The sequence below is a fragment of the Streptomyces sp. NPDC001927 genome (assembly GCF_053594455.1).
Genome location: NZ_JBSFEN010000005.1, coordinates 521,467 through 535,255, shown reverse-complemented (window position 1 = coordinate 535,255; position 13,789 = coordinate 521,467). Strand labels below are relative to the sequence as shown.

The following is a 13,789-nucleotide window of genomic DNA, read 5'->3' as shown; positions in this document are numbered from 1 at the left end:
ACACGCGCCCTTTGCACGACGAACAGCGCTTGATCGAGGAGGCTCGAGTGAATCTCGTAGTCAACGGCGACGCGGAGAGCGGACCCGGCGGGTCCGCGGATCCCGTTGCCGAGGTGACCGGGTGGGTGGTGCCCGAAGGGGCGCCCGCTCTCATCTCGTACGCCCTGGGGAACGGTTATCCGGGGGCCGGCGACCCCGGTCCCGCCGAGCGGGGGACGCGGTTCTTCTCCGGGGGCAACAGCCCCCGTACCGCGCTCGTCCAGGACATCGCCCTGCCCCGGAACGGGGCCACGGGGTGGCGGCACATCGATGCTGGGCGGGTCGGCTACACGCTCGCCGGGTGGCTGGGCGGGTACGCGACGCAGGAGGACGGGGCGCGGCTCTCCGTCGAGTTCAGGAACGCCCAGGGCACTCCCGTGGCCCTGTCCGTGCTCGGGCCTGTGACGGCCGGCGAGCGGCTCTCCCGCACCGCGCTCCTGGAGCGCACCGCCACCGCGCGCGTGCCGCGTACGGCGCGCACCGCGCGCGTGCTGCTCGTCTTCACCCGCAGCGGCGGCGGGACGTCCAACGACGGTTACGCCGACGCCATATCGCTCACGCTGCACGCCACGGGGGGAAGCAAGTGACCAGGCTCAACCGACGCGATCTGCTCAAGGCCGCCGGAGCCGCCGGCGCCCTGAACCTCGTCTGGCCGCTCTCCGCCGGGCTCTCCCCCGCCCAGGCCCTGGAGGCGGCTCAGGCGCTCGGTGCCGAGTACGACCCGGCGCCGTTCACGCTCGGTGTCGCCTCGGGCGACCCGCAGCCGCACAGCGTCGTGCTGTGGACCCGGCTCGCCCCGGAGCCGCTGGCCGCCGAGCAGAAGCTGAGCGAGATCGTCGAGGTCGAGTGGGTCGTCGCCGCCGACCCCCAGCTGCGGCGCGTCGTCGCGCGCGGCTGCGTGCCCGCCTCCGCGACGCTCGGCCACAGCGTCCACGTGCCGGTCTCCGGGCTCCGCCCGGGCGTCCACTACTGGTACGCCTTCACGGCGCTCGGCAAGCGGAGCCGCATCGGCCGTACGAAGACCGCGCCCGTCGGCGACGTCGGCTCGGTCCGGTTCGCCGCCGCCAACTGCCAGGCGTTCCACGACGGCTTCTACGCGGCCCACCGCGGCATCGCCCGCGAGAAGGTCGACTTCGTCGTCCACCTCGGCGACTACATCTACGAGCACGGCCAGGTCGGCGGTGTCCCCGCGGACCACGTCCGCGACCACGAGGGCCCCGGGATCTTCACGGTCGCCGACTACCGCCGCCGGCACGCGCTCTACAAGGGCGACGCCTCCCTGCGCGAGGCGCACGCGGCCCACCCGTGGTTCCTGACCTGGGACGACCACGAGGTCGTCAACGACTACTCCGGTACGGGCGGCGGCGCGCCGTTCATGCAGCGCCGGGCGGCCGCGTACCAGGCCTGGTACGAGAACATGCCGCACCGCGACGGCGGCGCCGGGACCACGGCCGCGCTGCCCGACCCCGAGATCCACCGCGTGCGCCGCTGGGGCGACCTGCTGGAGCTGACCGTCCTCGACCTGCGCTCGTACCGCTCCGCGCAGAACCTCGCCGACGGGACCATCCTCGGTGCCGGGCAGAAGGGCTGGCTGAAGAAGAACATCGACAGCGCCCCCGACACCTGGCACGTGTGGGCCAACTCGATCATGCTCAGCCAGCTGCGGAGCCGGCCGGGCGGCTCGTACATGTTCACCGACCAGTGGGACGGCTTCCGCGCCGAGCGCAAGGAGGTCCTCGGCCATGTGCACAACACCGGCATGGAGGACCTGGTCGTCATCACCGGCGACTGGCACTCGGCGTTCGTCGACGACATCCGGCCCGACTTCGACGACGTCTCGTCGCCCGTCATCGGTACGGAGTTCACGGCCCACTCGGTCACCTCGGGCGCGTACTCGGCGAGTTGGAACGCCACGAACGGGCCGGTCATGGGCGCGGGCAACCCGCACCTGAAGTACTTCGAGGGCAACCGCTACGGCTACGACGTCTACGAGGTCACCCCGGAGCGCTTCAGCGCCCACATGCGGGTCATCGACGACCGCCGCGACCCGAACTCCCCCGTCTCCACGCTGACCACCTTCCACGTGGACCGCGGGAAGGCGGGCTCGTACGAGGACCCGGCGACGAAGAACTCGCCGGCGCAGTACCGCCGCGACTGACACGGCGGCGCAGACGACGAGGGGCCCGTCCCGCCGGTCATGGACCGGTGGGACGGGCCCTTCCGTCTGCCGTGCCTCAGCCCTGGCCGGTGAGGTCGATCGTCTTCGTCCGCTCGGCCGTGGTCTTGCCCATCAGCGCGTCGCGCATGACGAACGCGACGTCGTCGGCGGAGACCTGGTGCTTCTTGCCGTCGGCCTTGGTGATCATGATGCCGTCGAAGACGCCGTCCAGGAGCCGGTCGATCGCCTTCTTGTCGTAGACCTCCACCAGACGGCCCTCGACGGCCTTCATGGAGAGGATCTGCGGGAGCGAGCGCGCCGGGCCGAACTTGATCTCCTTCGCGCCCGCCTTGATCACGATCGCGTCGGACATCGCGGGCTGGGCGAACTCCTTCATCGCCCGGTCCAGCTCCGCCTTGGTGACCGACGGCTGGCGGGTGACGACCGGCAGCTCGACGGTCTTGGCCTTGCCCGTCTCGACCTGGGCGCGGAACGCGTCCTTGACGAAGAGCATCGAACGGGCGACGTCCAGGCCCTTGCCCGGCTTGCCCTCGACGGCGGTGACCTTGTTGGGGGCGAACGTGATCGTCCCCTCGGTCGCCGAGCCGGAGACACCGGCCACGTCGCGCAGGGCGACGGCCAGCTTCTCCTCGTCGACCGGGAGCTTCGGCTGGGCGACGCGCTCGCCGCCGAAGAGGGAGCCGATCACGGAGACCGGGTTGTAGTCGCTGCCCGCCGCCGCGCGGACGGTCTCCTGGCTGTCCAGGGAGAGACCGGCCTTGTCCGGGGCGAGCGTGACGGTCTTGCCGCCGACGTTGAGCTGGAGCGGGGCGTGGGCCCGCTTGCCGAGGGCGGCCTCCAGCTTGTTGACCCCCTCCTCCTTCGTACCGCCGCCGATGTCGACACCGAGGACGGTCGTGCCCTTGGGGACGTCGGAGTGGTTGAGGAGCAGCCCGGCGCCGTAGGCGACACCGACCAGGCCGAAGACGCCTGCGCCGACGAGGACCAGCTTGGAGCGGCCCTTCTTCGGCGGGGCGGAGGAGCGGGCCGGGGAGGCGGCGGGGGCCGGGGACGAGGGCGCGGGGCGCGGCTCGGCCGGGGCGCCGCCGACGTACTCGGGGGTCGAGAAGCCGCGCTCCGGGGCGCGGGGCGTCATGTCGGGGCCCGAGGGGACGACCGGGATGCCGCTGGAGAGCGTGTCCCCGGAGACGTGGCCGCCGGGCGGCTGCGTCTGGCCGGGGGCGCCCGGGGTCATCGGTCCGGCGTTCTGGGGCGTCAGGACGGCCGTGTCGTCGGACATGCGCGGCGCTCCCCCGAAGGGGTCACCGACCGCCAGCGGGTTGCCGGCCATGGGGTTCTGGCTGGGGCTGGGGCCGAGGCCTGCCAGCGGGTTGCCCGCGACGGGGCCGCCGGACATGGGGCCGCCACCCATGGGCGCACCGCCCATGGGGCCACCGCCCATAGGGCCGGTGCCGAGTGCGGCGTTGCCCGTCGCCGGGCCCGTGGTGGGGCCGGTGGGGGCGTTCGGGCCGGCGGGGCCCTGCGGCCCGCCCTGCGCGTAGGGGGCGCCGTCGGGGCCGTACGCGGCCTCGTCCTGCGGCGGGGTCGAGAGGAACATCGGCGTACCGGACGCGGGCGTGGCCGAGATCGACGCGCCGCCGACCTTCGGGATGCCGCCCGTCGCGGGACCGGCGAAGCCGGAACCGCGCGTCGGGCCGCCCGTGGCCGGGGGCCGTACGCCCGCCGGAGGCGCACCGGCCGGGCCTCCGGGGCGCGGACCGGAAGCGCCCGGACGCGGCGCACCGGGACCGGAGGCGGGCGCGGAGGGCTGGGACAGACCCGCCAGGCCCGACTGCGCGCCCGGAGCTCCCGGACCGGCCGGGGCCGACGGAGCCGGGGCGGAAGGCGCCTCGGGGGCGGCCGACTTGCGCGGGGCGAACCAGTCGCTGGTCGGCTTGTCCTCGGCCTTGGGCGGCTCCACGGGAGCCGGCGCCGGGGCGGCCGGGGCCTCCGGCGCGGGGGCCGGTGCCGAGGCGTCGGCGGCCGGGGCGGGCGTGGAGTCCGAGGCGCTGTCGCCGACCGGCTTGCGGACGACCACGGGCGGGATCGGCCGCGAACCCGGGATGTTGATCCGGATGCGCGTGGTCAGCGTGGTCTCGGTCCTGGGCTCTTCCGGCTGCGGAGGAGCGGGCGGCGCGGCTGCGGCACCGGCCGTCTCGTCGGGCCCGTCCTGCGTGGGGTGGAGCGACGGATACTGGCGGGATCCGTACGGCGGTGTACCCGACGGGTACGCGGCTCCACCACGCCCCTGGGCGCCGGAGGACGAACTATCGGTGTCTCGACCAGTTTCACGACTCAAAGCAGGATCTCCCGGTTGGCTCCACCGCCCGCTCTCTTGCTGGTGCTCGTGTACCCGGGCGGCTCGGCGGCGCGCACCACCATACTGGGCGGGGCGGACAGGCACCCTACGACCGGGGACCCAGGTGGGGGCAATCCGGCCGAAGCCGGGCACCCCTTCACCGAAGCTTCGCTCAAGTCACGCTGTTCACGGGGCCGGTCGGACGAGCCGCGACATCGTGGCGCAGATCACAGCGATCGCCATGCCGCCGAGCAGGAAGATCATCTCGGCGACCCCGCCGCCGAAGACCCCGTCGCCTTCCGGGCGTCCGAGGCTGAGCAGCACGATGGTGACGAGCCAGCCCGCCCCCGGGGCCACGACGCCGAGCTGGGTCTCGGTGGCCCGCAGCCCGCCGTAGAAGACGGCGGCGGTGGCGAGGAGGGCGAGGATCAACCCGCCGGGGAACCAGGCGTTTTGGACGAACGAGCCCGCGACGGCCACGAGTGCGCCGAGGACGACCAGGACGACGTACCAGACGATCCGCACGCTCACACGCCCCCGTCCCGCTCGGAGCCCGGCTCCACACCCGCGAACAGGTCCGTCTCGCGCACGCCCTCCGGCGCGCCCGGCGTACCCCTGACCAACTGGTAGTGCTCCGTGGTGAGGATGGGCTGCCCCAGATTGTTCGAGAGCGCGAAGAACGGGCCCTCGACGGCGATTTGGGTGGCGTGGGCGCGCATCGCGGCGGTCTTGCGGGCCGCCCAGGCCGTGTCGCCGTCGATCTCCGCGCTGATCAGGGACTCGTCGACGACTCCCGGCACGTCGTCGATGTCGGCGATCCCGGGGAAGCCGGCGCCCTCGGTGCGCAGCCGGGCGAAGGCGGCCTCGGCGAGCGGGCGCGGGACGCGGTTCCAGTAGATCTTCGCGATCGTGTGGGCCGGGCCGAGGTCGGGGCGGTACGCGGGGTCCTCGGCCAGCTCGGCGGCGCGCATGGCGACGCGGTGGGCCTGGATGTGGTCGGGGTGGCCGTAGCCGCCGTCGGGGTCGTAGGTGACCAGGACCTGCGGACGGGTCTCGCGGACGATCTCGACGAGGTACGCGGCGGCGGTGTCGACGTCCGTGTTCCAGAAGGCGTTCGCGCGACGGTTCTGCTCGACGCCCATCATCCCGGAGTCGCGGAAGCGGCCGGGGCCGCCGAGGAAGCGGTGGTCGGTGACGCCCAGCTCCTTCATCGCGTCGGCGAGCTCGCCGACGCGATGGGGCCCGAGCCGGTCCTCCCGGTCGGGCGCGAGATGGGCGAGCCCGGGCGGGATGACCTCGCCCTCCTCGCCGAGTGTGCAGGTCACGAGCGTGACCTGGGCGCCCTCGGCCGCGTACCTGGCCATGGTGGCGCCGTTGTTGATCGACTCGTCGTCGGGGTGCGCGTGCACCAGGAGCAGACGACGGGCTGGGAGAACCGTCATGGCCCCACCCTACGAGGCGGGGCCGGGGACCGCCGGGCACCCCCGAGCGCGAGGCTCGGAAGCGGCTCAGAACTTGAGGCCGCCGATCATGCCCGCCACGTTCGTGGTGAGCGTGCTGATGGACGGGGCGATGGACGAGCTCGCCAGGTAGAACCCCAGGAGCGCGCAGACCGCCGCATGTCCAGCCTTCAGCCCGGATTTCCGGATCAGCAGGAAGACGACGATCGCCAGCAGCACCACCGCCGAAATCGAGAGTGCCACGGCGGTTCACCTCCACACTTCATCGGTCGGATATTCGGACGGTCAGGTCGGCGAGCATGTGCCAGATGTCAGGTGACCCCTACCCACCTAGCGCTACGGATCATAACTATGTGTGGCACCGCATTGATGGTGTACGGAGGCACAGAGGGGGCGCACAGCGCTAGTTTCGGTCGCATGACCTCCACGCAACTGCCGTCGCATCCGCTCTCGTTCCCCCGCCAGTACGCCCGGACGCAGCGCTTCACGCTGGGCGTTCCGCGCACGTTCACGGTCTCCCCGGACGGTGAACGCGTGGTGTTCGTACGGTCGTCGTCGGGGACGGACCGGTCCCACGCGCTCTGGGTCCTCGACCTGACGGACGAGCCGCGGGAGCGGCTCGCGGCGGACCCGGAGGCCCTCCTCGCGGGCGCCGCCGAGGAGTTGTCGGCGGAGGAGCGGGCCCGGCGGGAGCGGAGCCGCGAGGGGTCGGGCGGGATCGTGGGGTACGCGGTGGACGCGGCCGTGGAGTTGGCCGCTTTCGCACTCTCGGGGCGGCTGTTCGCGGCGGAGCTGCGGGCGGGGACCTCGCGGGAACTCCCGGTGCCCGGCCCGGTGATCGACCCCAGGCCGTCGCCGGACGGGCGCCACGTGGCCTATGTGGTGGGCGGCGCGCTGCGGGTGACGGGCGCGGACGGGGCGGGCGACCGGGCGCTCGCGGACCCGGAGGACGCGCACACCACGTATGGGCTCGCGGAGTTCGTGGCCGCGGAGGAGATGGGCCGCTCGCGCGGCTTCTGGTGGTCGCCCGACTCGGACCGGCTCCTGGTGGCGCGGGCCCATGACCGGTCCGTACGGCGCTGGTGGATCGCCGACCCCGCGCACCCGGAGCGGGAGCCGCAGGTGGTGCCGTACCCGGCGGCGGGGACGCCGAACGCGGAGGTGCGGCTGTACGTGGTGGATCTGGCCGGGGAGCGTACCGAGGTCGAGTGGGACCGGGAGCGGTACCCGTATCTGGCGCGCGTGCACTGGTCGGCGGACGGGGCTCCGCTGCTGCTCGTCCAGGCGCGGGACCAGCGGACGCAGCTGCATCTGGCGGTGGACCCGGCGACCGGGGCGACGCGGACGGTGCACGCGGACGAGGACCCGGTGTGGCTGGAGCTGCTGCCGGGGGCGCCGGCGTGGGCCCCGGACGGGCGGCTCGTGCGGATCGCCGACGAGGGCGGGGCGCGGGTGCTCGCGGTCGGGGACCGGGCGCTGACGGGGGCGGCGCTGCAGGTCCGCGCGGTCCTGGACATCGGGGACGACGGCGTCCTGGTGTCGGCCTCCGCGGGCGAGGAGCGGGCGGAGCCGGAGACCGGGGAGATCCATGTGTACCGGGTCGACGAGCGGGGCGTGGAGCGGGTCTCGGAGGGCGTGGGGGTCCACTCGGCGGTGCGCGGCGGCGGGGTGACGGTGCTGGTCTCGGCGCGGCCCGACGCGCCCGGGAGCGTGGCGCGGGTGCTGCGGGACGGCGAGCAGGTCGCGGTGATCGCCTCGTACGCGGAGACGCCGGTGCTCTCGGCGGGGGTGCGACTCGTCGAGGGGGGCGCACGGCGGATTCCGTGCGCCGTGCTGCTCCCCTCCGGGTACGCGGAAGGGGACGGGCCGCTTCCCGTCCTGATGGATCCGTACGGCGGTCCGCACGGCCAGCGGGTGGTCGCCGCGCACAATCCGCACCTGACCTCGCAGTGGTTCGCCGACCAGGGCTTCGCGGTGATCGTGGCGGACGGGCGGGGCGCTCCGGGCCGCTCGCCCGGCTGGGAGAAGGCGATCAAGAACGACCTGATGCCGACCCTGGACGACCAGATCGAGGCGCTGCACGCGCTGGCGAAGGACTTCCCGCTCGACCTGGAGCGGGTGGCGATCCGGGGCTGGTCGTACGGCGGCTATCTCGCCGCGCTCGGGGCGCTGCGCAGGCCCGACGTCTTCCACGCGGCCGTGGTGGGCGCCCCGGTGACGGACTTCCGGCTCTACGACACCCACTACACCGAGCGGTACCTGGGGACGCCCCAGGACAACCCGGAGGTGTACGCGGCGAACTCGCTGGTCACCGACGACGGCCTGGTGGCGGCCGAGGAGCCCGCGCGGCCGATGATGATCATCCACGGCCTGGCCGACGACAATGTGGTGGTCGCCCATACGCTCCGGCTCTCCTCGGCGCTGCTCGCGGCGGGCCGCCCCCATGAGGTGCTGCCGCTGACGGGCGTGACGCACATGACCCCGCAGGAGCAGGTGGCGGAGAACCTGCTGCTGCTTCAGGTGGAGTTCCTGAAGCGCTCGCTGGGGATGGGGAGCTAGGTCCCGTCACCAGCCCGGTGGGCGGGGGTGCGGCGGGGCCGGTGGCAGGGCGGCGACCGGGCGCCGGGGTGCGGGGTGGGGCGCGCCGCGCACGGAGAGCAGGACGAGCACGGCGGCCCCGGCGAGCAGCCCGTACGCGGAGGTGGCGAGGGCGAGCCGGCCGGTGTCGTCCAGGCCGGCGAGGTGGGCGGCCCACCCGGTCCGTAACGCCGTGGCGACCCCGGCGAGCCCGCCGCCCGCCAGGAGCAGCCCCGCGAGCAGACCGAGGGGCCGGGCGTGCGGGGCGCGGGCGAAGGCGCTGCCCGCGGCGGCCAGGAAGAGGGCGGCGAGCATCACGCTGAGCCAGGCCGGCGGGACCGCGAGCGCGGGCAGGAGGAGCGAGCGGCCGCCGGTGAACCGGTCGACGGTCGCCTCGACCGGCAGGGCGCGCGCCCAGTGCACCTCCCAGGCCACCCACACGATCGCGGCGACCGCGCATAACACCCCTGCGGCGACGGCGGGGCCCGTACGGGGGCGGGGCGGCGGCTCGGAGGCGGGTTGGCGACCCAGGGCGGCGGTGACGACGAGTCCGGAGGCGAGGGCGAGCGTGAGGAGGGTCGTCACGAGCGCGTCGACGCCGGTGGCCCAGAGGCCGGGGAGCCGCAGCGCGAGCGTGAGGGCTCCGGCGGCGGCGAGCGCGGGTCCGGCGAGGGAGGACCGGAGCGCGGCGAGCGCGGTGGCCGTGTAGGCGAGGAGCAGGAGGGGGTCGAGCAGCGACGTGGCGGACCTGCTCCGGAGCAGGAAGGCGTGGTCCCCGGCCCAGTACCAGCCGAGATCGGCGAGCGAGCCGAAGGCCGCGAGGTCCCGCAGGAGCCAGACGACGATGACGAGCGCGAGCGCGCCGCACAGTGCGGCGCCGGTGAGACGTGCCGGTCGTGTCACTGTCACGGAGCCGATACTCACGGCTACCACGCGTCGAAACAAGCGGTTCCGCATATTCGACCGGCAAGTGGAGGGCGGTGTCGGCCGGCCGGGGCGACATGGCGCGCTCCGGCCGGCCTACGGCACCCGCACGGCCGTACGCTGTCGAGCTTGGCGCGTTCGTATATCGGATCCGGGTCGGCCGAGTTGCCTGTTCGTTAACGAATTTGACGACCATTCATCCGGAATTGCCCTCCTGCTGCCCGCCCAGCTCCCCGGGCTCCTGCGGCTTCCTCAGCCCCTCCTCCGGCTTCCCCCGCTCCACCCCCGGCTTCCCCAACTCCTCCTCCGTCGGCACCACGTGCTTCTCCTCCGCGAAGTGGCACGCCGAGTCGTGCTTGGCCGGGGAGTCGGTGAGCCGGAAGACCGCCGGGACCGCCAGCTCCGGGACTTCGAGCGTGCAGCGCTCCTGCGCCTTCCAGCAGCGGGTGCGGAAGCGGCACCCGGAGGGGACGTTGGCCGGCGAGGGCACGTCACCGCTGAGGATGATGCGCTCGCGGTGCTCCCGCGCGTCCGGGTCGGGCACCGGGACCGCCGACAGCAGGGCCTGGGTGTAGGGGTGCGTGGGGTGCTCGTAGATCTGGCTGTCGGTGCCGATCTCGACGATCCGGCCGAGGTACATGACGCCGACCCGGTCGGAGATGTGCCGCACGATCGACAGGTCGTGGGCGATGAAGACGTACGACAGGCTGAACTCGTTCTGGAGCTTCTCCAGGAGGTTCACGACCTGCGCCTGCACGGAGACGTCGAGGGCCGAGACCGGCTCGTCGGCGACGATGATCTCCGGCTGGAGCGCGAGGCCGCGCGCGATGCCGATGCGCTGCCGCTGGCCGCCGGAGAACTGGTGCGGATAGCGGTTGATGTACTCGGGGTTGAGGCCGACGACGTCGAGCAGGTCCTGGACCTTCCGCCGCCGGTCCCCCTTGGGGGCGACCTCGGGGTGGATCTCGTACGGCTCCCCGATGATGTCGCCGACCGTCATGCGCGGGTTCAGCGAGGTGTACGGGTCCTGGAAGACCATCTGGATGTTGCGGCGGACCGCGCGGAGCGCCTTGGGCGACAGCGTGGTGATGTCGTCGCCCTTGTAGCGGATCGAACCGGACGTCGGGCGCTCCAGGTTGACGAGCATCTTCGCGACGGTCGACTTGCCGCAGCCGGACTCGCCGACGATGCCGAGGGTCTCCCCCGCCGTCAGGTCGAAGTCGACGCCGTCGACGGCCTTGACCGCGCCGACCTGCTTCTTGATGACGATGCCCCGGGTGAGCGGGTAGTGCTTGTGCAGGTCGCGGACCTGGAGAATCGGCTCAGCCACGGAGGGCCTCCTGCCAGAAGTGGCACGCGCTGCGGCGTTCCTCCGACACGTCGTACAGGGGCGGTTCGTCGGTGCGGCAGACGTCCCTGGCCAGCGGGCAGCGCGGGTTGAAGGCGCAGCCGGGCGGGATGGCGAGCAGGTTCGGGGGCAGGCCCTTGATCGCGTACAGCTCCTGGCCCTTCTGGTCCAGGCGCGGGATCGAGTCGAGCAGACCCCGGGTGTAGGGGTGCGCGGGGGCCTTGTAGATCTCGTGGACGGGGGCGGTCTCGACGATCCGGCCCGCGTACATCACGGCGATCTTGTCGGCGACGTCGGCGACGACGCCGAGGTCGTGGGTGATGAGGATGAGGCCCATGTTGAGCTCGCGCTGGAGCTCGGCGAGGAGGTCCATGACCTGTGCCTGGACGGTCACGTCGAGGGCGGTGGTCGGCTCGTCCGCGATGATCAGGTCGGGTTCGAGGGAGAGCGCCATCGCGATCATGATGCGCTGGCGCATGCCGCCGGAGAACTGGTGCGGGTACTGCCCGACCCGCTCCTTGGCGGCGGGGATGCGGACCCGGTCCATCAGCTCGACGGCCTTGGCGCGGGAGTCCTTGCGGGACAGGCCCTGGTGGACCTGGAACATCTCGCCGAGCTGGTCGCCGACGCTGATCACGGGGTTGAGGGAGGACAGCGCGTCCTGGAAGATCATCGCCATCTTCGCGCCGCGGACCTTGCGCCGCTCGTCCTCCTTGAGCTTCAGCAGGTCGCTGCCCTGGAAGAGGATCTCGCCGTCGGTGATCTTCCCGGGCGGGATGTCGAGGATGCCCATGATCGCCTGGGCGGTGACGGACTTCCCGGAGCCCGACTCGCCGAGGACGGCCAGGGTCTCGCCCGCGTCGACCGAATAGCTGACCCCGTTGACCGCCTTGGCCACGCCGTCCCGGGTGTGGAACTCCACGTGCAGATCGCGCACTTCGAGCAGCATGGGCGCCTACCTCAGCTTCGGGTCGAGGGCGTCGCGCACCGCGTCGCCGAGCATGATGAACGCGAGCACGGTGATGGCGAGCGCGCCCGCCGGCCAGAGCAGCATGTGCGGGGCGTTGCGGATGTACTGCGAGGCCGAGGAGATGTCGATGCCCCAGGAGACGGTCGGCGGCTTCAGGCCGACGCCGAGGTACGACAGGGTCGCTTCGAGCGAGATGTACGTACCGAGGGCGATGGTCGCCACGACGATGACCGGGGCGACGGCGTTGGGCGTGATGTGGCGCAGCAGCATGCGGGAGTTGGAGGCGCCGAGCGCGCGGGCCGCCTGCACGTAGTCGTTCTGCTTGGCGGTGATGACCGAGCCGCGGGCGATGCGGGAGATCTGCGGCCAGCCGAGCAGGATCATGAAGCCGATGACGGGCCAGATGGTGGCGCTGGTGACGACCGACAGCAGGACCAGGCCGCCGAGGACGACGGGGATGGCGAAGAAGACGTCGGTGATCCGGGAGAGGACCGCGTCCCAGCCGCCGCCGAAGAAGCCCGCGAGGCCGCCGAGGAGGGAGCCGAGGATCGCGACGCCGAGGGTGGCGAGGACGCCGACGGCGACGGAGGTCCGGGCGCCGTAGACCGTACGGGTGTACACGTCGCAGCCCTGGCCGTTGAAGCCGAACGGGTGGCCGGGCTGGGAGCCCTCCTGGGCCTTGGACAGGTCGCACTGGAGGGGGTCTCCGCTGGCGATCAGGGACGGCCAGATGGAGATGATCACGAGGAAGAGGATGATCAGGCCCGAGATGATGAAGACCGGGTTGCGGCGCAGGTCGTGCCAGGCGTCGGACCAGAGCGAGCGCGGCTTGCCGGCCGGTCCCGTGCCGAGTGGGCCGCCCGGGGTCTTCTCGAGGGACTCGCCCTCCTCCATGGCGAGGTCCGTGCCGGCGCCCGCGCCCGTGTGGTCGATGGCGCGCCCGTCGTCGAACGGCTCATGCGGCTTAAGCGGCTCAGGCATAGCGGATCCTCGGGTCAAGGACGGCGTACAGGAGGTCGACCAGGAGGTTGGCCAGCAGGAAGACGATGACGAGGACGGTCACGAAGCCGACGACGGTCTGGGTGTTCTGCCGGACGATGCCCTGGTAGAGCTGGTAGCCGACGCCGTGGATGTTGAAGATCCGCTCCGTCACGATCGCGCCGCCCATCAGCGCGCCGATGTCGGCGCCGATGAAGGTGACCACGGGGATGAGGCTGTTGCGCAGCAGGTGGCGGGTGATGACCCGGTGGCGCGGCAGGCCCTTGGCGACGGCGGTACGGACGTAGTCGGCGCGCTTGTTCTCCGCGATCGAGGTCCGGGTGAGCCGGGTGACGTACGCCAGGGAGACGGAGGCGAGGACGAGGCCGGGGACGATCAGCTCGTCGAAGGTGGCCTCGGAGGAGACGGCGGGCTTGATCCAGCCCCACTTCACGCCGAGGAGGAGCTGGAGCAGCAGACCGGTGACGAAGGTCGGGATCGAGATGACGACCAGGGTCAGCAGCAGCACGGTGGTGTCGACGGGGCGGCCGCGCTTGAGGCCCGTCAGGACGCCGAGGCTGATGCCGATGACGATCTCGAAGAGGATCGCCACGATGGTCAGCCGGATGGTGACGGGGAAGGCGCTGGCCATCAGCTCGGTCACCGGCTGGCCGTTGAAGGCCGTACCGAAGTCGCCGGTGAAGATGTTGCCCATGTAGGTCAGGTATTGCTGCCAGACGGGCTTGTCGAGGCCGAACTCCTTCTCCAGCTGGGCGGCGGTCGCGGGATCGCAGGCGCGGTCGCCGCAGAGGCCCGCGATGGGGTCGCCCATCACGGTCACCATCAGGAAGATCAGCAGGGTGGCGCCGATGAAGACCGGGATCATCTGCAGCAGACGCCGGATCACATAACGACCCATGGGGGGCTCCGGGGGTGTGGGGTAGGCGTACGGCCCGGCGCGCGGGGAGACACCGCG

The 13,789-nt window shown here is 72.5% G+C and carries 12 protein-coding genes; 3 read left to right on the top strand and 9 right to left on the bottom strand.

The window, feature by feature from the left end; translation table 11 throughout:
* Positions 1-47 precede the first annotated feature (47 nt).
* Positions 48-626, top strand: coding sequence for a phosphoesterase (locus tag ACWCO8_RS16330; RefSeq protein WP_362011105.1), 579 nt, complete (start codon positions 48-50; stop codon positions 624-626).
* Positions 623-2,197 (top strand): alkaline phosphatase D family protein, encoded by a 1,575-nt coding sequence (locus ACWCO8_RS16325; protein ID WP_451032739.1) that lies wholly within the window; start codon positions 623-625, stop codon positions 2,195-2,197. The genes ACWCO8_RS16330 and ACWCO8_RS16325 overlap by 4 nt, the downstream gene beginning before the upstream one ends.
* Before the next feature lie 76 nt (positions 2,198-2,273).
* Here the strand turns inward: ACWCO8_RS16325 and ACWCO8_RS16320 are convergent, their stop codons facing one another.
* The 4 genes from ACWCO8_RS16320 to ACWCO8_RS16305 all read right to left on the bottom strand — a co-directional run bounded on the left by ACWCO8_RS16320 (position 2,274) and on the right by ACWCO8_RS16305 (position 6,259).
* Positions 2,274-4,556 (bottom strand): hypothetical protein, encoded by a 2,283-nt coding sequence (locus ACWCO8_RS16320; RefSeq protein WP_451032738.1) that lies wholly within the window; start codon positions 4,554-4,556, stop codon positions 2,274-2,276.
* Positions 4,557-4,742: 186 nt separating this feature from the next.
* A complete protein-coding gene (locus ACWCO8_RS16315; RefSeq protein WP_451032737.1) occupies positions 4,743-5,087 on the bottom strand; it encodes a DUF6113 family protein in 345 nt (114 codons plus the stop codon).
* Positions 5,084-5,998, bottom strand: coding sequence for an N-acetyl-1-D-myo-inositol-2-amino-2-deoxy-alpha-D-glucopyranoside deacetylase (gene mshB, locus ACWCO8_RS16310; protein ID WP_451032736.1), 915 nt, complete (start codon positions 5,996-5,998; stop codon positions 5,084-5,086). Before mshB ends, ACWCO8_RS16315 begins: the two co-directional genes overlap by 4 nt.
* A gap of 66 nt (positions 5,999-6,064) precedes the next feature.
* Entirely contained in the window at positions 6,065-6,259 is a 195-nt protein-coding gene (locus tag ACWCO8_RS16305) for a hypothetical protein (RefSeq protein WP_137993529.1), read from the bottom strand.
* Between the two features lie 174 nt (positions 6,260-6,433).
* Between ACWCO8_RS16305 and ACWCO8_RS16300 the strand changes: the two genes are divergently transcribed.
* Complete coding sequence (locus tag ACWCO8_RS16300) at positions 6,434-8,575, top strand: prolyl oligopeptidase family serine peptidase (protein WP_451032735.1); 2,142 nt, start codon at positions 6,434-6,436, stop codon at positions 8,573-8,575.
* 6 nt (positions 8,576-8,581) lie between these two features.
* Here the strand turns inward: ACWCO8_RS16300 and ACWCO8_RS16295 are convergent, their stop codons facing one another.
* The 5 genes from ACWCO8_RS16295 to ACWCO8_RS16275 form a co-directional block, all read right to left on the bottom strand.
* Positions 8,582-9,502, bottom strand: coding sequence for a hypothetical protein (locus tag ACWCO8_RS16295; protein ID WP_451032734.1), 921 nt, complete (start codon positions 9,500-9,502; stop codon positions 8,582-8,584).
* 211 nt (positions 9,503-9,713) lie between these two features.
* Positions 9,714-10,847, bottom strand: a complete 1,134-nt coding sequence (locus ACWCO8_RS16290; protein ID WP_451032733.1) for an ABC transporter ATP-binding protein — start codon at positions 10,845-10,847, stop codon at positions 9,714-9,716.
* A complete protein-coding gene (locus tag ACWCO8_RS16285; protein ID WP_362011086.1) occupies positions 10,840-11,814 on the bottom strand; it encodes an ABC transporter ATP-binding protein in 975 nt (324 codons plus the stop codon). The genes ACWCO8_RS16290 and ACWCO8_RS16285 overlap by 8 nt, the downstream gene beginning before the upstream one ends.
* 6 nt (positions 11,815-11,820) lie before the next feature.
* Complete coding sequence (locus ACWCO8_RS16280; RefSeq protein WP_362011083.1) at positions 11,821-12,816, bottom strand: ABC transporter permease; 996 nt, start codon at positions 12,814-12,816, stop codon at positions 11,821-11,823.
* Complete coding sequence (locus ACWCO8_RS16275; protein WP_362011081.1) at positions 12,809-13,732, bottom strand: ABC transporter permease; 924 nt, start codon at positions 13,730-13,732, stop codon at positions 12,809-12,811. Before ACWCO8_RS16275 ends, ACWCO8_RS16280 begins: the two co-directional genes overlap by 8 nt.
* Between the last annotated feature and the right edge of the window lie 57 nt (positions 13,733-13,789).

Bases quoted from the DNA above. Each gene is read 5' to 3' on its own strand.
- mshB (WP_451032736.1), bottom strand. From the start codon at position 5,998: ATGACGGTTCTCCCAGCCCGTCGTCTGCTCCTGGTGCACGCGCACCCC.
- ACWCO8_RS16300 (WP_451032735.1), top strand. From the start codon at position 6,434: ATGACCTCCACGCAACTGCCGTCGCATCCGCTCTCGTTCCCCCGCCAG.
- ACWCO8_RS16285 (WP_362011086.1), bottom strand. From the start codon at position 11,814: ATGCTGCTCGAAGTGCGCGATCTGCACGTGGAGTTCCACACCCGGGAC.
- ACWCO8_RS16280 (WP_362011083.1), bottom strand. From the start codon at position 12,816: ATGCCTGAGCCGCTTAAGCCGCATGAGCCGTTCGACGACGGGCGCGCC.
- ACWCO8_RS16275 (WP_362011081.1), bottom strand. From the start codon at position 13,732: ATGGGTCGTTATGTGATCCGGCGTCTGCTGCAGATGATCCCGGTCTTC.